Source organism: Streptomyces sp. NPDC059008, assembly GCF_042749045.1.
Classification (GTDB): Bacteria; Actinomycetota; Actinomycetes; order Streptomycetales; family Streptomycetaceae; genus Streptomyces.
This window is the reverse complement of record NZ_JBHYJC010000045.1, coordinates 15,727-35,493: the sequence shown is the minus strand read 5'-3', so window position 1 is coordinate 35,493 and position 19,767 is coordinate 15,727. Positions and strand designations below refer to the sequence as shown.

The 19,767-nt window shown below is 73.3% G+C and carries 15 protein-coding genes; 5 read left to right on the top strand and 10 right to left on the bottom strand.

The genetic code is table 11. The features are described 5' to 3' along the window. Window positions 1-98 precede the first annotated feature (98 nt). Together ACFWZH_RS32805 and ACFWZH_RS32800 are read right to left on the bottom strand one after the other, a co-directional pair. A complete protein-coding gene (locus tag ACFWZH_RS32805) occupies window positions 99-725 on the bottom strand; it encodes an NUDIX domain-containing protein (protein WP_384439627.1) in 627 nt (208 codons plus the stop codon). A 107-nt stretch (window positions 726-832) separates the two neighbouring features. Continuing rightward, window positions 833-2,488, bottom strand: a complete 1,656-nt coding sequence (locus ACFWZH_RS32800; RefSeq protein WP_384439624.1) for a CTP synthase — start codon at window positions 2,486-2,488, stop codon at window positions 833-835. A gap of 412 nt (window positions 2,489-2,900) precedes the next feature. Between ACFWZH_RS32800 and ACFWZH_RS32795 the strand changes: the two genes are divergently transcribed. Then, window positions 2,901-4,703, top strand: a complete 1,803-nt coding sequence (locus ACFWZH_RS32795) for a glycoside hydrolase family 15 protein (RefSeq protein ID WP_384439698.1) — start codon at window positions 2,901-2,903, stop codon at window positions 4,701-4,703. Between the two features lie 63 nt (window positions 4,704-4,766). Here the strand turns inward: ACFWZH_RS32795 and ACFWZH_RS32790 are convergent, their stop codons facing one another. Together ACFWZH_RS32790 and ACFWZH_RS32785 are read right to left on the bottom strand one after the other, a co-directional pair. Next, complete coding sequence (locus ACFWZH_RS32790; RefSeq protein ID WP_384439621.1) at window positions 4,767-5,948, bottom strand: beta-1,3-glucanase family protein; 1,182 nt, start codon at window positions 5,946-5,948, stop codon at window positions 4,767-4,769. Then, complete coding sequence (locus ACFWZH_RS32785; RefSeq protein WP_384439618.1) at window positions 5,945-7,009, bottom strand: glycoside hydrolase family 16 protein; 1,065 nt, start codon at window positions 7,007-7,009, stop codon at window positions 5,945-5,947. Before ACFWZH_RS32785 ends, ACFWZH_RS32790 begins: the two co-directional genes overlap by 4 nt. A 141-nt stretch (window positions 7,010-7,150) precedes the next feature. Here ACFWZH_RS32785 and ACFWZH_RS32780 point away from each other — a divergent pair, with 141 nt between their 5' ends. After that, window positions 7,151-8,221: a LacI family DNA-binding transcriptional regulator gene (locus tag ACFWZH_RS32780; protein ID WP_384439615.1), complete on the top strand. Its 1,071-nt coding sequence runs from the start codon at window positions 7,151-7,153 to the stop codon at window positions 8,219-8,221. Between the two features lie 148 nt (window positions 8,222-8,369). Next, window positions 8,370-10,007, top strand: a complete 1,638-nt coding sequence (locus ACFWZH_RS32775) for a PucR family transcriptional regulator (protein WP_384439612.1) — start codon at window positions 8,370-8,372, stop codon at window positions 10,005-10,007. A 47-nt stretch (window positions 10,008-10,054) separates the two neighbouring features. Here ACFWZH_RS32775 and ACFWZH_RS32770 read toward each other — a convergent pair whose 3' ends face one another. The 3 genes from ACFWZH_RS32770 to recN form a co-directional block, all read right to left on the bottom strand. Continuing rightward, window positions 10,055-11,218 (bottom strand): glycosyltransferase family 4 protein, encoded by a 1,164-nt coding sequence (locus ACFWZH_RS32770; RefSeq protein ID WP_384439609.1) that lies wholly within the window; start codon window positions 11,216-11,218, stop codon window positions 10,055-10,057. Window positions 11,219-11,658: 440 nt separating this feature from the next. Beyond that, entirely contained in the window at window positions 11,659-12,450 is a 792-nt protein-coding gene (locus ACFWZH_RS32765) for a hypothetical protein (RefSeq protein WP_384439695.1), read from the bottom strand. Window positions 12,451-12,510: 60 nt separating this feature from the next. Then, window positions 12,511-14,247, bottom strand: a complete 1,737-nt coding sequence (gene recN, locus ACFWZH_RS32760) for a DNA repair protein RecN (protein WP_384439692.1) — start codon at window positions 14,245-14,247, stop codon at window positions 12,511-12,513. Between the two features lie 175 nt (window positions 14,248-14,422). Between recN and ACFWZH_RS32755 the strand changes: the two genes are divergently transcribed. Both ACFWZH_RS32755 and ACFWZH_RS32750 read left to right on the top strand, forming a co-directional pair. Beyond that, window positions 14,423-15,772, top strand: coding sequence for an FtsX-like permease family protein (locus tag ACFWZH_RS32755; RefSeq protein ID WP_384439606.1), 1,350 nt, complete (start codon window positions 14,423-14,425; stop codon window positions 15,770-15,772). A 204-nt stretch (window positions 15,773-15,976) separates the two neighbouring features. Continuing rightward, window positions 15,977-17,545: a S41 family peptidase gene (locus tag ACFWZH_RS32750; protein WP_384439603.1), complete on the top strand. Its 1,569-nt coding sequence runs from the start codon at window positions 15,977-15,979 to the stop codon at window positions 17,543-17,545. A gap of 41 nt (window positions 17,546-17,586) precedes the next feature. Here ACFWZH_RS32750 and ACFWZH_RS32745 read toward each other — a convergent pair whose 3' ends face one another. From ACFWZH_RS32745 to ACFWZH_RS32735, 3 genes are read right to left on the bottom strand one after another with little or no spacing between them, the layout of a single operon-like run. Next, on the bottom strand, window positions 17,587-18,528 hold the full coding sequence (locus ACFWZH_RS32745) for an NAD kinase (protein WP_384439600.1): 942 nt from the start codon (window positions 18,526-18,528) through the stop codon (window positions 17,587-17,589). Beyond that, window positions 18,525-19,340: a TlyA family RNA methyltransferase gene (locus ACFWZH_RS32740; RefSeq protein ID WP_384439597.1), complete on the bottom strand. Its 816-nt coding sequence runs from the start codon at window positions 19,338-19,340 to the stop codon at window positions 18,525-18,527. Before ACFWZH_RS32740 ends, ACFWZH_RS32745 begins: the two co-directional genes overlap by 4 nt. Before the next feature lie 7 nt (window positions 19,341-19,347). Next, a complete protein-coding gene (locus tag ACFWZH_RS32735) occupies window positions 19,348-19,698 on the bottom strand; it encodes a hypothetical protein (RefSeq protein ID WP_384439594.1) in 351 nt (116 codons plus the stop codon). Between the last annotated feature and the right edge of the window lie 69 nt (window positions 19,699-19,767).

Below are 19,767 nucleotides of genomic sequence, written 5' to 3'. Positions count from 1 at the left end.
CACGCCCCGTCACGTCCCGTGCGGAGCGCGTCGGTCGGGTCACCCGATCGGATCGGCGGATCATCCGACCGGTACGCGGCCGGTCGGACGGCCGGCGCTCAGGCCTCGAAGGGACGGGCCGGCCACGGCGCGTCGGCCGGCCGCAGCGCGTCGAGCCCCGCACCGCCCTCGGCGGCGATCAGCGCCAGCACCCCCACCACGAGGCAGTTGTTGTGCAGCTCACCGGCGAGCACGCCGCGCACCAGCTCCTCGCGCGGCACCCGCGCCAGCTCCATGTCGGCCTCCTCTTCGGAGACCTCGAACCGCTCCCCCTCGGCCTCGGACAGATCGCGGGCCAGGAAGATCCGCACCGCCTCGTCGCAGCCGCCGGGCGTGGTGTAGACGTCGGTCAGCACCCGCCAGTCCTCGGCCTTGACGTGGGCCTCCTCGTACAGCTCGCGCTGCGCGGCGTGCAGCGGGTTCTCACCGGGAACGTCGAGCAGCCCGGCGGGGATCTCCCACAGCTTGTGGCGTACGGGGTGGCGGTACTGGCGCAGCACCAGCACCCGGCCCTCGCCGTCGAGGGCGAGTACGGCCACGGAACCGGGGTGGACCTGGTAGTCGCGGGTGACCGTGGTGCCGTCCGGCATGACCACCTCGTCGGTGCGCACGCTGGTCTTGTTACCGGTGAACGGCGTCGTGGTCGCGGTGACCGTCCACTCCTCCGGGGTGTCCTTGATCGCCATGGCGCGACGTCCTCTCTGTATGTGCACAAGCTCGACCAACGCAGAAACCGGGGCACGCCCTCCAGAAGGAGGCCGTACCCCGGCAACCGTATCCGCCGCTGGACCGCTTACTTCGCGGCGCCCGTCTTCCGCGCGACCGCGGCCTTCACCAGCCCGGCGAAGAGCGGGTGCGGGCGGGTCGGGCGGGAGCGCAGCTCCGGGTGCGCCTGGGTGGCGACCAGGTAGGGGTGCGTCTCGCGCGGGTACTCGACGTACTCGACGAGCTTGTTGTCCGGCGACGTGCCGGAGAACTGCAGCCCGGCCTTCTTCTCCAGCTCACCGCGGTAGGCGTTGTTGACCTCGTAGCGGTGGCGGTGGCGCTCCTCGACGTACGGCTGGTCGCCGTAGACCTCGCGGACGATCGAGCCCTCGGCCAGCTTGGCCGGGTACATCCCGAGCCGCATCGTGCCGCCCATATCGCCCTCACCTGCGACGATGTCCATCTGCTCGGCCATCGTGGAGATCACCGGGTGGGCGGCGGCCGGGTCGAACTCGGTGGAGTTGGCACCCTCGATGCCGGCCAGGTTGCGGGCCGCCTCGATGACCACGCACTGCAGGCCCAGGCACAGGCCCAGCAGCGGGACGCGGTTCTCACGGGCGTAGGTGATCGCGCCGACCTTGCCGTCCACACCGCGGTCGCCGAAGCCGCCGGGGATGCAGATCGCGTCGCAGTCGGAGAGCTGGGCGGCGGCGCCGCCCGGGGTCTTGCAGTCGTCGGAGGCGACCCACTTGACCTTGACCCGGGCCTTGTTCGCGAAGCCGCCGGCGCGCAGCGCCTCGGTGACCGAGAGGTAGGCGTCGGGCAGGTCGATGTACTTGCCGACCAGCGCGACCTTGACCTCGTGGTCGGGGTTGTGGACGCGGTCGAGCAGGTCCGCCCACTGGGTCCAGTCCACATCGCGGAACGGCAGGTCCAGCTTGCGCACGACGTAGGCGTCCAGTCCCTCGGCGTGCAGCACCTTGGGGATGTCGTAGATCGACGGGGCGTCGATGGCGGCGACCACCGCCGCCTCGTCCACGTCGCACATCAGCGAGATCTTGCGCTTGATGGCGGTGGGCACCTCGCGGTCGGCGCGCAGCACGATCGCGTCGGGCTGGATACCGATGTTGCGCAGCGCCGCGACCGAGTGCTGGGTCGGCTTGGTCTTCAGCTCACCGGACGGGCCGATGTAGGGGAGCAGCGAGATGTGCACGACGAAGACGTTGTCGCGGCCGACCTCGTGGCGGACCTGGCGGACGGTCTCCAGGAACGGCAGCGACTCGATGTCGCCGACCGTGCCGCCGACCTCGGTGATCACGACGTCGACGTCCTCGGTCGCCATCCGCCGGATGCGGTGCTTGATCTCGTTGGTGATGTGCGGGATGACCTGCACGGTGTCGCCGAGGTACTCACCGCGGCGCTCCTTGGCGATCACGGTGTTGTAGACCTGGCCGGTGGTGACGTTCGCCGAGCCGTCGAGGTCGACGTCGAGGAACCGCTCGTAGTGGCCGATGTCCAGGTCGGTCTCGGCACCGTCGTTGGTGACGAAGACCTCGCCGTGCTGGAACGGGTTCATCGTGCCGGGGTCGACGTTGAGGTACGGGTCGAGCTTCTGCATCGTGACCCGCAGGCCCCGCGCCTTCAGGAGGGCACCCAGGCTGGAGGCCGTGAGCCCCTTGCCCAGCGAGGAGGCGACGCCCCCGGTGACGAAGAGGTGCTTGGTCGTCGAGGATTTGGGCGGCATGGCCAAGAGGGAGCTCCCGTGGTCGCGAGGTGGAGAGGTGCGAGGCGGCGCCGTCCGGAGTTTTCAGGGGTGCCGTCGCTGCGGTTCGGGGGTTCTCGTGCCCACCGGTCCACGGGGTACCAGGCTATCAGCGACCGGCCATGGTCGCTCCCGGCCACGCAGCGGCAATCCCGAGCGGCCCATACTTGACCGTGTCACGTGACGGAGGCCACCCGATCGGAGCACCTCACTCGTCGCGAGCGTCGCGCGGATCACCCGCGTGCGTCGTATCCTGCTCGGACACTCGCAACGAGCCGTCCGGGAAGGCACCACCCCCGCCCGATTTCCGGTCCCGCTGCTCGGCGACGTTTCATGGGCAGGACGGACCGATTCACAACGTCCCATGGGGGGCGTGACTCCAGTTCGACGGGAGATGCACGTGGCCGGGCGCATCGAGGACTACGCACTTATCGGCGATATGCAGACCGCCGCTCTAGTGTGCAGGGACGGGACGGTCGACTGGCTGTGCCTGCCCCGCTTCGACTCGCCGGCGGTCTTCGCAGGACTGCTGGGCACAGAGGAGCACGGTTTCTGGCGGATCGGGCCGGTCAACGGTGCCGAACCGCGGCCGGCGGACCGCCGGCGCTATCGCGGCGATTCACTCGTACTGGAATCCGAGTGGGACACCCCGCGCGGTACCGTCCGAGTGATCGACTTCATGCCGCCGCGCGACGGCGCACCGCAGGTGATCCGCATCGTGGAGGGCGTCAGCGGACGCGTCCCGATGCGCTCGGAGCTGCGGATGCGGTTCGCGTACGGCTGGGTGGTGCCGTGGGTGCACAAGGTCGACGGCCGTACGGTCGCGGTCGCCGGCCCGGACTCGGTGTGGCTGGACACCGAGGCGGAGACCTACGGCAAGGACCTGACGACCTTCTCCGACTTCACCGTCTCGCCGGGCGAGCGGATCGCGTTCACGATCAGCTGGCAGCCCTCGCACCACCAGCAGCCGGCCGTCGCGGACCCCGAGGGGTCGCTGGAGGCCACCGAGGAGTTCTGGCGCGAGTGGGTCGAGCACTGCACGTACCACGGTCCCTACCGTGACGCGGTGGTGCGCTCACTGATCACGCTCAAGGCGCTGACGTACGCGCCGACCGGCGGGATCGTGGCGGCGCCGACGACCTCGCTGCCGGAGTGCCTCGGCGGCGTCCGCAACTGGGACTACCGCTTCACCTGGCTGAGGGACGCGGCGATCACCCTGTCCTCCCTGCTGCGCACCGGCTACCGCGAAGAGGCGCGGGCCTGGCGGGAGTGGCTGCTGCGGGCGGTGGCCGGCGACCCGGAGAACCTGCAGATCATGTACGGCATCGCCGGCGAGCGGGAGTTGGGCGAGAACGAGCTCAACTGGCTTCCCGGGTACGAGAATTCACGCCCGGTGCGGGTCGGCAACGGCGCCGCCGGCCAGCTCCAGCTCGATGTCTACGGCGAGGTCACCGAGGCGCTGCACCTGGCGCATATGACGGGTCTGGCCCGCAACGACTACGCCTCGCTGCTCCAGCTCAAGCTGATCCAGTGGGTGGAGAAGCACTGGGACGAGCCGGACGAGGGCATCTGGGAGGTGCGCGGCCCGCGCCGGCACTTCGTGCACTCCAAGGTCATGACCTGGGTCGCGGTCGACCGCACGGTCAAGCTGATCGAGTCCGGGGACGTCGACGGCCCGCTGGAGCGCTGGAAGGACCTGCGCGAGACGATCCACCGGGACGTCTGCGAGAAGGGTTACGACAAGGAGCGCAACACCTTCACCCAGTCCTACGGCTCGCAGGAGCTGGACGCCTCGCTGCTGCTGATCCCGCAGATGGGCTTCCTGCCGCCGGACGACAAGCGCGTCATCGGCACGATCGAGGCGATCCAACGGGAGCTGGGCACCGAGGACGGCTTCGTGCTGCGCTATCCGACGGCCGGTGAGGGCGTCGGCGTGGACGGCCTGGAGGGCGACGAGGGGGCGTTCCTGGCCTGCTCGTTCTGGCTCGCCGACGACCTGGCGATGATCGGCAGGGTGGACGAGGCCCGCAAGCTCTTCGAGAAGCTGCTCTCGCTCCGCAACGACCTGGGGCTGCTGGCGGAGGAGTGGGACCCCCGGGCCAAGCGCCAGGTGGGCAACTTCCCGCAGGCGTTCAGCCACGTTCCGCTGATCGACACGGCGCTGCGGCTGACGGCCAGCGGGGCCTACGGGGGGTAGCCCGGCGAGGTGACACCTCGCGGCCGCCCCCGGCAGGTTCCGGGGGCGGCCGCGGTGTGTGGGTCAGAAGGGGGTCAGGGTGAGGGTGATCTCCTTCGGGGCGCCGTCCTCGATGTACGAGGCGAAGCCGGCGACGTCGTCGAAGGCGAACCCGTAGGCCTTGCCGTCCCGGGTCGCGGCGTGCATGGCCTTGGCGTAGTGGTTGGTCAGCCGCTGCTGGTAGAAGGCGGCCGGGTCGGTGGTGGGCTGGCCGGCGTGCGAGGTCAGGGTGGAGCGGTTGAGGGCGGCGCCCAGGATGGCGGCCACCGGGCCGGTGGTGCCGTCGTTGGGTGCGGCGAGGGTGCCGTCGCAGAAGAGGACGTCGCGGGTGGACGGCTTGTCGAAGGAGACGGTGCCGGGGCCGGTGAAGGCGAGCCGGCCGCCGCTGACCCGACCGGTGAAGGCGCCCGCGTTCGTGGTGACGGTCAGGTCCCTGGTCGCGTAGGCGGACCAGGCCTCGTCGATGGCCGGGGCGAGGTAGTCCTCGGCGAACAGCCCGCTGTCCAGGCCGTGGCCGGGGGCGATCACCCGCCGGTCGCCGATGACCAGGCGGTCGAAGCCCTCGGTGGCCCGGACGTCGGCGAAGATCTTGGCGCGGGCGCCGTCCTTGAGCGTGCCGGTGGTCTGCTCCTTGGCTCCGGAGAGCTTGATCGCCAGCGGGACGCTGAACATGTCGACCATGGTGGTGTTGCAGTACATCCCGCCGGAGTTGTACGTGAACTCCGCGCAGTCGTGCAGCACGTCGTAGTTGGGGTCACCGGAGACCCAGCCCGCCGGATAGGCGAGCGCGGCCTTGCCGTTGCCGTCCTCGACGGCCTTGAACTTCAGCTTGCCGCCGAGCGCGGTGTAGATCCGGCCGGACATCTGGGGCAGCTGGAGGGTCGTGGTGCCGCCGGCGGCGAGCGGGATGGCGTAGTCGGTGAAGCCGTCCGGACCGTTGTCGGCCAGTGCGACGGGCTTGAGCTCGCCGTCCGGGGTGACATGCACCTGCTGGGTGCCGTCGTTGCCGACGATATAGATCCAGACCGAGGAATGGGCGTACTCACCGGAGTCGTTGACGATGTGCAGCGGCATCGCGGCGGCGGACCGGCGGGCCGGGGCCGCGGTCGGGGCGGGGGCGCCGATCGCCCGGCCGGCCAGGGCGAATCCGGAGGCGGTCGCGGCGCCGGCGGCGAGAGAGCCGAGCAGGCTGCGGCGAGTGATCACGAGCGGACTCCTTGCGGGGTGGTGCGCCGGTCGGTGGGGGCGGGGGCGGCGGCGGTCCCGTCGCCCGTACGGGCCTGCGCGGGCGGCTGCACAAAGACCGCGACATGGTCGACGAGGAGCGAGCCGCCGGGCCGGGTGGCGTCGGTGGGGGTGGCGGAGCCGGCGACGCCGTCCGGGAACGCCCCGCCCATCGCGAGGTTGAGCAGCAGGAAGTGGCCGTGGTGGGTGGCCTTGGCCCAGGTGTCGGCGCCCAGCTCGGAGGCGGCGACGGTGTGGAACCGCTGACCGTCGACGTACCAGTTCAGCGACTCCGCGGCGCTGTCGGTGCGGTCGAGCTCCAGCGCGTAGGTGTGGAATCCGGCCTGGCAGGAGCTGTCCGGGCAGGCGCGGGAGTCGCCCTTGCCCTGGGTCTCGTCGCACGGCCCGCCGGGGTTGACGCCGCAGTGCAGCACGCCCCAGACCTTGTTGATCCCGTTGACGTTCTCCATGATGTCGAACTCGCCGATGCCCGGCCAGTTCCAGTAGTTGCCCCGGTAGTCGGCGCCCAGCGTCCAGAAGGCCGGCCAGTAGCCGAGCGCGTCGGCACCGGAGACGTCGGGCATCCGGATGCTCGCCTCGATCCGCAGCTTGCCGCCGGCCGGGGCGGCGAAGTCGCTGCGCCGGGACTCGATACGGCCCGAGGTCCAGGTGGCGCCGTCCTTCAGCGCGGTGATCTTGAGGTGGCCGGCGCCGTCGAGCTGAAGGTTCTCGGGGCGGTCGGTGTAGGTCTGGCGCTCACCGGTGCCCCAGTTGGCCGGGCCGCCCGGGTAGCCGGTACCGGTGTCGGTGATCCAGTCGTCGGTGGAGGGGCGCGATCCGGCGGCGCCGTCGAAGTCCGTGCGCCAGACTTCGTCGAAGCGGGCGGGGGCGCCCTCGGCCTCGGCTCGGGACGGCCGGCCCGACGCCGCTGAGGCCGTCGGGAGGGTGAGGGCACAGGTGGTGACGAGTGCGGCGCTCGCGGTGCGGAGCACCGCTCTGGTGAGGTATCCGGCCGGTATGCCGGACCATTTTCTCATGCTCATGACATTCTCTCCTCGGCACAGTGGGGGGTCGTGAGGAGTTCCGTGGGGGTACCCGGCGTGAGAGCGCTCTCATATCGTGTGCTGTGAACCCTGCCGACTCGACGGCACACCGTCAAGTCACCGCGTGGAAAAAGGAGTTCGATGGTGTCTGAGCCGAACGGCCCACGGCCGACGCTGGAGGCGGTCGCGGCGCGCGCCGGGGTCTCCCGCGCGACGGTGTCCCGCGTCGTCAACGGCGGTGCGGGCGTACGGGCGGTGGTCCAGGAGCGGGTCCGGCAGGCGGTGCGCGAGCTGGGCTACGTACCCAACAGCGCGGCCCGCACGCTGGTCACCCGCCGCACCGGCGCGGTCGCCGTGGTCATCGCGGAACCGGAGACCCGGGTCTTCACCGACCCCTTCTTCGGCCGCCAACTGCGCGGCATCAGCCGCGCGCTGGCCGCCGCCGACACCCAGCTCCTGCTGATGTTCGTCGAGCACCGCGCCGACTACGACCGCATCGGGCGCTATCTGTCGGCCGGCCATGTCGACGGCGCGCTGATGTTCTCGCTGCACCACGACGACCCGCTGCCCGCCATGGCCGAGCGCGCCGGACTGCCCACCGTCTACGGTGGCCGGCCCGGCTGGGCGGGCGCCGACCGGGCACCACGGCCGCTGTACGTCGACACCGACAACCGCGACGGGGCCCGCCAGGCCGTACGCCATCTGATCGACCGCGGCCGCCGCCGGATCGCGGTGATCACCGGGCCGCTCGACCAGACCTCGGCGCTGGACCGGCTCGACGGCTACCGGGAGGCCTTGGGCACGGCGGAGCCGGACCCCCGGCTGATCGCCGACGGCGGGTTCACCGCGCAGGGCGGCGAACGCGCCATGGCCCGGCTCCTCGACGCGGCACCGGACCTGGACGCCGTCTTCGCCTGCTCCGACCTGATGGCGAACGGCGCCCTGCGCACACTGCGGGCGCGCGGGCGCCGGGTCCCCGACGATGTGGCCGTGGTCGGCTACGACGACCTGGAGCCGGCGGCCTGGGCGGATCCCCCACTGACCACGGTCCGCCAGGACGTGGAGGAGATGGGGCGGCTGATGGCCCGGTTGCTGCTGCGGCTGCTGGATCCGCGCAGGGCGGGCGGGACCGAGGGGGCGGAGGGAGCGGACGCGGCGGAGCCGGCGCCGGTGATCACTGAGGCGCGGCTGGTGGTGCGGGAGTCGACATGACGGGGCGGGGGTGAGTGGTGGGGCGGGGGTGAGTGGTGGGGCGCAGCGGCCGGATCACCTCCGGGCGGGGCGACGAACGCCCCGGGCGCCCGCCCCCGCGCCGTACCGTGCGCCTCCGGATAGCGGACTACGGGTACCGTTCCTCGCCATGGGGCCGGAAGCACAGATCGACGCCGAGATCACGGTACGCAGGGCGCTGGAGCTGCCCGCACTGCGGCGCGGGCTGCCGGAGGTGCTGGCCGGCGCGGACCGCCTGGACCGCGCGGTGCGATGGGTGCACGCGGGCGAGGTCCCGCATATCGCCTCGCTGCTCAAGGGCGGCGAGCTGCTGCTGACCACCGGTCTGGGGCTGGGCGCCCGGCCCTCCGAGCAGCGGGCCTTCATCCGCAAGCTCGCGGACCGCGAGATCGCCGCTCTCGTCGTGGAGCTGGGCTCTCGTTTCGAATCCCTGCCCTCGGCGCTGGTCGACGCCGCCCGGGACTGCGGCCTGCCGCTGATCCAGCTGCACCGCGAGGTCCCGTACGTCACGGTGACCGAGGCGATCCACACCGAGATCATCAACAGCCACTACGCACTGCTGCGGCGCGCCGACGAGATCCTGCGCCGCTGTACGGATGTCCTGCTGCGCGGGGGCGGCGCCCCGGAGGTACTGCGGCTGCTGGCCGTCTTCACCGGCAACCCGCTCTGTCTGGAGGCCCCCGACGGCAGCCCGCTGTACGCGGCGGGCCCGGAAACCGGCGCCGAGGGCGGCGGGCCCGCGGACGCCGACCCTCTGCTGGCCTGGGAGGGCCTGCGCGAGCGCGGCGTACGCATCGATGTGCCCGGCGGTGGCCACGGCCCCGACGCGGTCCGCGCCCGCCTCGTCCTGCTGCCCGTCAACGCCCCCGTGGCGCCGGTGCACCGGATCGCCGCCGAGCGCGCCGCCGACCTGCTCGCCGTCGTCATGCTCCAGTCCCGCCAGGAGGAGGTGCTCGCCGCCCGGGGACGCGGCGACTTCCTCGCCGACCTGGCGGAGGGCCGGATCTCCGCGGCCGAGGCGCCCGCGCAGGCCCGCCTGCTGGGTTTCCGGCCCGGCTCGGACCCCGTCCTCCCGGTCGTCATGCGGCTGCCCGCCGGTCTGCCCACCCCCGGCAGCTGGGCGCTGCTCGCCCAGGCCCTGCGCGAGGAGCTCACCGCCCCGGGGGTGCCGGTGCTCCTCGGCGTGCGTCCGGTGGAGGGCAGGGTCCCGGTGCTCGTGGCGCTGCGCGCCGGCCAGGACCGCGAGGCGCTCGCCGACCGGATCGCCGAGGCGCTGCGGGCCGGCGTCGTGCGCGCGGGCCTGGACCGGCCGACCGCGCACCGCCCGGTGGTCGTCGTCGGCACGGCGGGCGACTGGGCGGCGGCGGGGCCCGGCCTGCGCCATGCGGCACAGGCCGCGGCCGCGGCCCAGGGCCTGCCGGAGCAGCCCTGGTACGACGCGCGCCGCCTCGACATCGAGCTGCTGCTGTGGCGGATGCGCGAACACGGCGAGCAGGGTGTGCTCACCGACTTCGTGGAGCGCGCCATCGGCCCCCTGCTCGCCCACGACCGCGGTGCCCGCCAGCCGCTGCTGCCCACGCTGGAGGCCTATCTCGCCAGCGCCGGCCGCAAGGCGGAGACCGCCCGCGACCTGAACGTCAACCGCCAGACCCTGTACGACCGGCTGGCCCGCATCGCCCAGCTACTGGGCACCGACCTGGACGATCCGCAGACGGTTCTGGGCCTGCGGCTGGCCCTGCGCGCCCGGCGCCATACGGACAAGGCCTGAGGACAGCCGGGTGTGCTGCCCCCTCACCCACGCCCGGGAAAGCGCGCCTAGAGGGGCTGGACCGGCTGCGTCAACTCGTCGTAGACGCTGAGTACCTGGGCGACGGTGTCGTTCTCGCTCGGCCAGCCGGCCGCCTGGAGACGGCCCGCGGCCGCGAGCGCGTCCCGGCGTGCGGGATCGCCGAGCAGCGCGAGAACGGAACGGCCCATGGCGGTGGCGTCCCCGTATCGGACCAGTTCCGCGGCCCGGCCGACCAGTTCACGGGTGCCCCCGGTGTCGGTGGCGACCAGTGGCACCCCTGCGCGCAGCGCCTCCTGGGCGATCAGCGAGCGCGCCTCCCACCTGCTGGGCAGCACCACCAGGTCGGCGGCGGCGAGCAGTCCGGGCACGTCGTCGCGGCGGCCCAGCAGCTGGACGGGCAGCTGCTCGGTGTCGATCCGCCGCTGCAGCGCGGCCCGTTGGTCGCCCTCTCCAGCGATGGCCACCAGCGGCTGCGGATCGAGCGCGCACCATGCGTGCGCCGCGTCCAGCAGCAGGTCATGGCCCTGACTGCGGTCGAGGCGGCCGACCGCGAGCAGCAACGGGCGGTCCACCGCGCCCAGTTCGGCGCGCTCCTTGTGGCGCGTGCGGTCCTGGTCCTCCGGCTCGGGCGGCGCGCCATCGGACCGGGGGCGCGGAATCGCTACCGGCGCGAGCCGTGCGTCGCGGGCGCCCCGCTCTCGCGCTCGGTCCACGAGATCGGAGCAGACGCCCAGAACCACGGCGGCGGCCCGCGCCACGCGCCGTTCCAACAGATGCACCAGCCCGGCCCGCGCGCCCTCGGTGTGCGCCTTGGTGTGCCAGGTGAGGACCAGGGGAACCCGTCGCCCTCCCCTGGGGCCGCGCAGTCCGCGCAGTGCCATCGAGGCGCGCAGACCGGCCCGCAGGCCGTGCGCATGGACCAGGTCGGCATCCCAGCACGCGCTGCGCAGCAACGCCACGCTCGCGGGGTCCGTCCGCGGGGGTACGTGCACGAACCGCGCCCCGGCGCCGGTGAAGTCGTAGACCGCCTCGGCTTCCGGTGTGGCGCAGACGGTCACCCGTACGCCGCGCGCGACCAGCCCTTCGGCCAGCGAGCGGACATGGGCCGCGCTGCCCGCGCTGCCGTGCCCCAGCACCTGGACCGTGCGCAGCGGCGACAGCCCGTGCGTCGAGGTCGGGGTGCTGATCACGTGGGCGGGGCTCCTGGGTCGATTCGGGGCGGGGGCGAGGGCGGGAGGGACCGTACCGGCAGGTCGGCCCCCTGCTGAGGGAGGCTGTGGCACACGGCCGGGCGACCACCGGCCCGCCCGGACAGACGGGCAGCGGCACGGCGCACGCACGCGGAACTGCGTACCGCGCCCCAGGATGCCAGCCCGGCGCCGTCAATTCGGCACCGTCCGCCCGCCGTTCCGGTGGGAAGTCTCACCCCAGCGCCCACCGGATCACCCACATGGGCGACAAACCGCCCGCGCGGGTCCACGGTCCCTTCGGGTGAGTCGCCCCTCCGGAGTGCGCCCGCCGCGGCGATACGGGGCGCGCACGCCGTTCCCCGGGGCGCGCCCGGCCCCGGTCCGTATCGACGGTCGGGGGCGGATGGCCGATCGACGGTCCAGTGGACGGACGCGAGGCGTCAGAGCGCCGCGGCCGCCCGGCTGACGCGGTCCCCGGCCGCCGCGGCGGCGATCAGCCCGGCGGCGTGTGCGGCCAGTCCGCGACGGCCGTTCGCCGTCACGACGGCGAGCCCGAGGGCCGCGCCGAGCGCGTGCGCCCCGGCGTCCCCGAGCATGGTGCGCTCACCCAGGTCGTCCCCGGCGACGGCGGCCGCGGCGCCCATGGGAGCGGCGGACAGCGCTCCCGCAGGACCGCGCCGCAGCAGCCCGGGCGCCCCGATGGCCAGCACGGCGCCGACCGCCCGGCCCGGACGGACGTCCAGGAGGTTCACCAGATGGGCCGAGCCCGCGATCACCACGCCCGCCAGCAGCTTGTCGGCCGGGCGTTCCTTCAGCAGGGCCCCGGCCGCGAGCCCGGCGGCACCGATCCCGAACAGCTTCACCGCTCCACTGGTGACCTCGCGGTCCCGCAGCGCCGAGAGATGCGCCCGAAAGCCCCGCCGGGGGTCGTCCGCGCCGAAGACGTCGTCGTACGCCCCGCAGCCCCCGGCGGCCAGTACGGCCAGCGCCGTCGCGGTGCGGGTGCGGGCGGGCAGGCCCGGCGCGGTGACGGCGGCGAGCGCGGTGCCCGCGGTCGTCGCGAGCCCCGCGTGCAGGTCCACGGTTCGACCGGCGTGGTTCTTGCGCTCCCACAGGGCGGCGCCACCGGGCGGCCGGTTCCGCAGCGCCGCGTACGCGGCCCGCGTCGCCCCCGCCGCCCCGAGCAGCGCCGAGATCCGCCCCAGCACCCTGCCGCCTGCCACCGCCGCCATGTCGCTCCCCTCGCCCGGCACCGCGCCGCGCTCAACTGCGGCCACCCTAAGGCGTGTCCACTAGCTACCCTTGCGCGCCGTTTCGAGCAGTTCCTCCGCATGCGCTCGGGCCGTTTCGGAGTCCTCCTGGCCGGCCAGCATCCGGGAGAGTTCGCGGACCCGCTCCTCGCCCTCCAGGACGGTGACACCGCTTCTGGTGACCGACCCGTCGTTCGTCTTGGCCACCAGCAGCTGCCGGTCCGCGAACGCCGCGACCTGCGGAAGGTGTGTGACGACCACGACCTGCGCCGACTTCGCGAGCCTGGCCAGCCGCCTGCCGACCTCGACGGCCGCCTTGCCGCCGACGCCCGCGTCGACCTCGTCGAAGAGGTACGTCGGTACGGGATCGGAGCCGGCGAAGACCACCTCGACGGCGAGCATCACCCGGGACAGCTCACCGCCGGACGCCCCCTTGGCGATCGGCCGGGGCGGTGCGCCCGGGTGCGGGGCGAGGAGCAGTTCGACCTCGTCGGCACCGGCCGGTCCGTAGGCCACGGTGCGGCCGCCCACCTCGATCCCGTCCGCGTCCTCGGCGACCTCGGTCTGGCGGATCTCGACGGTCACACGGGCGTGCGGCATCGCGAGTTCGGCGAGTTCGGCGGTGACCGCGGCCGCGAAACGCTCCGCGGACGCCGTCCGGGCGTCGGTCAACGCCTGGGCCAGCTCCCCCAGTTCGGCCCGGAGCGCATCGCGCTCCGCGGTCAGCTCACCGATCCGGTCGTCGTCGCCGTCCAGCTCGGCGAGCCGGGCGGCGCTCTGCTCCGACCACGCCAGAACCGCCGCCATGTCCTTGCCGTACTCGCCGTATTTGCGGGTCAGGTGGTTCAGGGCGGCGCGGCGCTCCTCGACCGCGGCGAGCCGCAACGGGTCGGCGTCCAGGCCGTCGGCGTAACTGGCCAGCTCGCCCGCCACGTCCGCCATCAGGATCCCGATCTCGCCGAGCCGCTCGGCGAGCGCGGCAAGCTCCTGGTCGTGGCTTCGTACGGCCTCCAGCGCGCGGTGCGCACCGGCGACCAGGGTGGTGGCGTCGACGCCCTCGGGGTCCTCGGGGTTGCCGGCCAGCGCGGCGTGCGCGGCGGTCGCGGCGGAGGCCAGCGCCTCGGCGTGCCCGAGCCGCTCGGCCTCGGCGGCCAGGTCGGTGTCCTCACCGGGCTGCGGTTCGGCCGCCGCGATCTCGTCGAGGCCGAAGCGCAGCAGATCCGCCTCCTGGGAGCGTTCCCGGGCCCGGGTGGTCAGCTCCTCCAGCTCGGTGGCGACGGCGCGCAGCCGGCGGTGGGCGGCGGTGTACTTGGCGAGCGGGACGGCGACCGCGTCCCCGGCGTAGCGGTCCAGGGCCTGGCGCTGGCGGGCCGGCCGCAGCAGTCCCTGCTGGTCGGTCTGGCCGTGCACGGCGACCAGGTCGTCGGCCAACTCCCCCAGGAGTCCGACCGGTACGGAGCGGCCACCCACGTGGGCACGTGAACGGCCCTCGGCGGAGAGCGTACGGCTGATCAACAGCGCTCCGTCGTCCAGCTCGGCGCCGGCCTCCTCGGCCCGTACCGCGGCGGGGGCTTGGGCGCCGACGCTGATCCTGCCCTCCACCACCGCCGATTTGGCGCCGATCCGCACCAGGGCGGGGTCGGCGCGGCCGCCGAGCAGCAGGCCGAGGCTGGTGACGACCATGGTCTTGCCGGCGCCCGTCTCGCCGGTCACCGCCGTGAAGCCCGGGGACAGCTCGACAACGGCGTCGTCAATGACGCCCAGGGACCGGATCCGCATCTCCTCCAACACGGATAAGACCTTACGAGGTCCAAGGGCCGCCCCGCGACGGCCTCCCCCTTCCTCCTTCGCCCCGTACTGCGGAAAACCCCACCGAAAGACGGGTGGATTCCTCATGGTGCGTGATCACGCTCAGCGATCACGCTGGTCACAGTGCGAAACGAAAGGTGTGCTCATGTCCAGCGGATTGGCGCGGGCGGCGCTGCGGGGTCACCGGCCCGCATTCACGGGGACGGCGGTGGCGACGCTGTTCGCCGCGACAGTGATCAGCGCCTCGATGACGATGCTGACCGCGACGGGCGCGGAGGACGTGCCGCCCGCCGCGCGACGGGCGATGGCGGCCCACGGCGTCGGGGACATCGCCCTCGTCCTCCTCCTCGGCTCGGTCTATATGTCGATTTTCGTGGTCGCCTCGACGATGGGCACGGCCGTCGCCCAGCAGCATCGTGAGTTCGCGATGCTGCGTTCGATCGGCGCCCGCCCCTGGCAGATCCGGCGGGCGACCGCCGCGCAGGCGGTGGCGGCCGCCGTCCCTTCGGCGCTCGCCGGCTGGGCGCTGGGCGCGGCGCCGGCGCGCTGGTGGTTCGACGGCATGGTCGACCACGGCCTCGTTCCCCACGGGGTTCCCTTCCGGTTCGGCTGGGCCGCGCTGCCGGTGTGCCTGGCGGTGGCGGTGGTGACCTCCGCGATCGCCGGAGTGCTCGCGGCCAGCCGGTTCGCGGCGCTGCGCCCCGCGCGGGCGCTCGAGGAGGCGGCGGCGGGCCGGCGGAAGCTGGGGTTGCTGAGGCTGCCCCTGGGGCTCGCGGCGACGGCGGGTGGCGTGCTCCTCTCCCGGCTGCTCGCCGGCCAGTCCGCCGAGGAGGCCGGCCAGGGGGCCTTCGTGGTGCTGCTGCTCTTCTGCGTGGGTGTGGGGCTGCTGGGCCCGCGCCTCATCGGTCCGGCCGCCTGGCTGGTGTCCCGGCTGATCGGGCGGTTCGGCAGCGCCGCCGAGCTGGCGATGCAGAACGTCACGACGCAGTCCCGGCGCTTCTCCGCCGCCGTCGTCCCGCTGGTCCTGGTGGTGGCGTTCGGCACGACGAAGATCGCGGTGCACACCACCGCCCAGCACCGGACCGGATCCGCCGGCCCGGCCGACGAGGTGTGGCTGGACTACATCGGTACGGGTCTGTACGCGGGCTTCGCCGCCATCGCCGCGGCCAACACCCTGGCCATGATCACCGCCGAGCGCCGCCGCGATCTGGCGCTGCTGCGGCTGGTCGGCTCGCATCCGCGCCAGGTGCGGGCGATGGCCGCCTGGGAAGCGGCCGTCGTCGCGGGCACCGCCCTCGTTCTCGGCACGGCCGTCGCGCTGTTCACCCTCGCTCCGCTGCTGCAGAAGGCGTTCGGCGACGCGCTGCCGTATCTGCCCTGGACGACGGCCGGTGCGATAGCCGGCGGCACCCTGCTGCTCGCGCTGCTCGCGACCGGCCTGCCCGTCCACATCGGCCTGCGCCGCCGCGCCACGGAAACCCTTGCCTCGGCCTGAGGCCGGCACGCACGCGGCTCGGCCGGGCCCCTTCACGAGGCACGCCTCCGTGAACGTCCGATCCCGACCTGAACCACCGATTCGGCACCGATCGCCGATCACCAATTAGCGATCACGATCACCCATCACCCATCACCGATCACCGATCACCGATCACCGATCACCGATCACCGATCACCGATCCAGCATGAGGACCGAAGCAACATGAGCGATCAATTCGGCACGGACGACCCATCCGGCACAGAGAGTCGGTCCGGCACCCGGCCCGGCCGCCCGGGGCGCCCCCGCCGCTCGCCGCTGCTGCCGCTCGCCGCCGTGGCCGTCGCCGCCGCGCTGACCGCCACGGCGGCCTGTGCCGGCCCGGGCGGCGCGGACCGCTCCGGCACGGACGCCGGTGCCGCCCCACAAGAGCCCGCCGCGGACCGCTCCGCCCGCGCCGCGGCCGGCTCGCTGGAGGGCGTCTGGCGGATGGACGGCTACGGCACCCTCGTCACGATCAAGGGCGGCGGCCTGCGGACGTACGAGACCACCGCCGTGAGCTGCCTTCCCGGGGCCGTCGAGGGCACCCGCACCGGCGCCCCGGACGCGGCCGGCCGAATCCGCTTCGCGGTCCCCGACTCGTCCCCGGTCACCGTGGCCCCGGCGGGCGCCGACCGCGCCCACCTGACCGTGGAGGACAATGTCGGCCGGCGGTCGCTGCACCGCATCGACGCGCTGCCGGCCCGCTGCGCACAGCGCCCGTCGCGCGACCCCCGGGCGGCCTTCGACGTCCTGTGGCAGACCTATGCCGAGAACTACCCCTTCTTCCGCGCGAAGAAGATCGACTGGGCGGCGGTCCGCGACCGCTACCGCCCCCGCATCACCGCCAGGACCAGCGACGGCGAACTCTTCGCTGTGTTCCGGAAGATGATCGAGCCGCTGCACGACGCGCACACCCGGGTCGTGGCGGGCCCCGACCGGTGGTTCGCGGGCAAACGCCCCGGGACCGTCCTGCCCACTCCCGCATCCACCGCCCGTATCGACAAAGCGATCGCCGCGAACCTGGGCACGGGCACCGTCCAGCGGCACTGGGCCCAGGGCAAGCTGACCTACGCCGAGCTCCCCGGCCGCATCGGCTACTTCCGTGTCACCCAGTTCGCCGGCTACACCGACAAGGGCGACTACGCCGGCGATGTCGCCGAGCTCGACCGCGCCCTGAACTCGGTGTTCACCAAGGCCCGGACAAAGGGCCCGGCGGCCCTGCGCGGCCTGATCGTCGACGTACGGCTCAACGGCGGCGGTGCCGATCCCCTCGGCCTGCGCATCGCCTCACGTCTGACCGACCGCCCCTATCCCGCCTACCGCAAGCGGGCACGGAACGACCCCCGCGACCCGGGCAGGTTCACCACCCCCCAGCCGGCCCGCATCCGCCCGTACCACGGCCCGGTCTACACCGGCCCGATAGCGGTCCTCACCGGCCGGCTCACCATCAGCGCGGGCGAGATCTTCACCCAGTCCCTGATGGGCCGCTCCCCGGCCCCCACGCGCATCGGCGAGAACACCCAGGGCGTCTTCTCCGACATTCTGGACCGCAGGCTCCCGAACGGCTGGACCTTCGGCCTGCCCAACGAGGAGTTCCTCACCCCCGACGGCCGCACCTTCGACGGTCCGGGCATACCCCCGGCCGTCCCCACCCCGGTCTTCACCGAGGAGGAACTCTCCGCCCGGCAGGACTCCGCCCTCACCCGCGCCAGGAAGCTCCTCGCACACCCGGCTCCACGGGGCCGCCACTGAGGCGCCCCGGGCGGGGCCCGCGCCGGGCGGGCCCCGGTGCCCTAGTGAGGCGCCCCCCGCCACCCCGCCACCGGAAGGGCGAACTTGGCGACCAGACGATCCGTGAAGGAGGCATGATGCAGACGCGCCAGGCGCACGGGTACGGCGCCGCGGCGGACCTCGACGCGGGCGCCGGCGGGGAGTTCGACGCTGCGACGGCCGTCGCACCACAGCACACCGTGCGGGGTCTTGGGCTGCACCTCGACCGCGAGGACGGAACGGGGCGAGGTGACCAGCGGCTTGGCGAAGAGGGCGTGCGCGCTGATCGGGACCATCAGCAGGGCCTCGACCTCGGGCCAGACCACGGGGCCGCCGGCCGAGAAGGCGTACGCGGTCGAACCGGTCGGGGTCGCGCAGACCACGCCGTCACCGCCGAAGCGCGAGACGGGCCGCCCGTCGACCTCCGTCACCACCTCCAGCATCCGCTCGCGTGCGGCCTTCTCCACCGACGCCTCGTTCAGGGCCCAGTCGGTGTGCACGACACTGCCGTTGTTGCGGACCAGGACGTCGAGCGTCATCCGCTCCTCGACCTCGTAGGCACGGGTGACGACCCGGTCGACGACCTTGTCGAGGTCGTCGCGTTCGGCCTCCGCGAGGAAGCCGACCCGGCCGAGGTTGACGCCGAGCATCGGCACCCCGGACGTCCTGGCGAAGTCCGCGCCGCGCAGCAGCGTGCCGTCGCCGCCCAGGACCACCAGCAGTTCGCAGCCCTCGGCGGCGCACTGCTCGGAGTCGACGCGCTGGACCTCCGGCGGCAGCGGCAGATCCGCGGCCTCCTCCGCCAGCACCCGTACGCCGATCCCGCTGCGCAGCAGCCCTTGGACGACGAGTTCGGCGCTGCGGATGGCCGCGGGGCGGCCGGTGTGTGCGAGCAGGAACACCGTCCGCTCGGCTCCGTTGTTCTCGTGTGCTGCGCTGCCTTCAACTGCCTGGGTAGTGGTCAACGAGGCCCCTCCGCCACTGCACGGTCGACGTCCGCCGGGTCGAGTGCAGGCGCCCCGGCGCGCAGCCACAGAAAGTACTCGACATTCCCGGAAGGTCCAGGCAGCGGGCTGGCAACTACTCCAAGTACGCCAAGTCCCAGCTCGGCCGCCCGGTTCGCTACGGCGCGCACCGCCTCCGCCCGCAGCTGTGCGCTGCGCACGACTCCGCCGCTGCCCAGCCGCTCCTTGCCGACCTCGAACTGCGGCTTGACCATCATCACGAGGTCCGCGTCCGGCGCCGCGCAGCCCACCAGCGCGGGCAGTACGAGCCCCAGCGGGATGAAGGAGAGATCGCCGACGATCAGGTCGACGGGCCGGGAGTCGATCTGCTCCAGCGTCAACTCGCGTACGTTGGTGCGGTCCTTCACGGTGACCCGTTCATCGCTCTGCAGCGACCAGGCGAGCTGTCCGTATCCGACGTCCACGGCGACGACATGACCGGCGCCGGCCCGCAGCAGAACGTCGGTGAAACCACCAGTCGAGGCGCCCGCGTCCAGCGCCCGCCGGCCCTCGATCTTCAGGCCGAGCGGCACGAAGGCGGCGAACGCCCCCGCGAGCTTGTGGCCACCGCGCGAGACGTAGTCCGGGTCGCTCTCGTCCGCCCGCACGACCACGGCCGCGCTGGTCTCCACCTGGGTGGCCGGCTTGGTCGCGGTCGCGCCGCCGACGGTCACCCGGCCCGCGGCGATCAGCTGGCTCGCGTGCTCGCGCGAACGGGCCAGCTTGCGGCGCACCAGCTCCGCGTCGAGTCGGCGTCGTGCCACTCCTGCCACCTGTGGTTCAGCTCCTGTTGTCGTACGTCGTCGAGGAAGGGGCGGGCGGCCCGGGGTGCTGGTCGAGACCGGCCAGCACATCGCGCAGCCCACGGTGGACATCCTCGTACACCTGGAGGTGACCGCTCGACGGGAGGTGGTCGGCGTCGGCGAGTCGGCGCAGCCCGGCGTCGACCGCGGACTGGCCGGTGGGCACCACCCCCACCCCCAGCGGCCGCGGCCCCTCGGGCGCGGCCGGGGTCTCGGACTCCCCGGGCGATACGGGCTCCGCCGGCCCAGGCGTTGCGGGCTCCGCTGGCTCGCTCCCCACGGCCCCCGCGGGGACCTCCGGCTCCGGGCCGGACGTCGGCTCTTCCATGCCCCCGACGCTACCCCGACGAGCGGGGTCACGGACGAACGAGCCGCCCACGACCTGGCGTATCGTCGG

Coding starts and splice junctions, on each gene's coding strand:
- ACFWZH_RS32735 (WP_384439594.1), bottom strand. CDS start 19,698: ATGGAAGAGCCGACGTCCGGCCCGGAGCCGGAGGTCCCCGCGGGGGCC.
- recN (WP_384439692.1), bottom strand. CDS start 14,247: ATGCGGATCCGGTCCCTGGGCGTCATTGACGACGCCGTTGTCGAGCTG.
- ACFWZH_RS32765 (WP_384439695.1), bottom strand. CDS start 12,450: ATGGCGGCGGTGGCAGGCGGCAGGGTGCTGGGGCGGATCTCGGCGCTG.
- ACFWZH_RS32780 (WP_384439615.1), top strand. CDS start 7,151: ATGGTGTCTGAGCCGAACGGCCCACGGCCGACGCTGGAGGCGGTCGCG.
- ACFWZH_RS32800 (WP_384439624.1), bottom strand. CDS start 2,488: ATGCCGCCCAAATCCTCGACGACCAAGCACCTCTTCGTCACCGGGGGC.
- ACFWZH_RS32755 (WP_384439606.1), top strand. CDS start 14,423: ATGTCCAGCGGATTGGCGCGGGCGGCGCTGCGGGGTCACCGGCCCGCA.
- ACFWZH_RS32775 (WP_384439612.1), top strand. CDS start 8,370: ATGGGGCCGGAAGCACAGATCGACGCCGAGATCACGGTACGCAGGGCG.
- ACFWZH_RS32785 (WP_384439618.1), bottom strand. CDS start 7,009: ATGAGCATGAGAAAATGGTCCGGCATACCGGCCGGATACCTCACCAGA.
- ACFWZH_RS32795 (WP_384439698.1), top strand. CDS start 2,901: ATGCACGTGGCCGGGCGCATCGAGGACTACGCACTTATCGGCGATATG.
- ACFWZH_RS32805 (WP_384439627.1), bottom strand. CDS start 725: ATGGCGATCAAGGACACCCCGGAGGAGTGGACGGTCACCGCGACCACG.
- ACFWZH_RS32750 (WP_384439603.1), top strand. CDS start 15,977: ATGAGCGATCAATTCGGCACGGACGACCCATCCGGCACAGAGAGTCGG.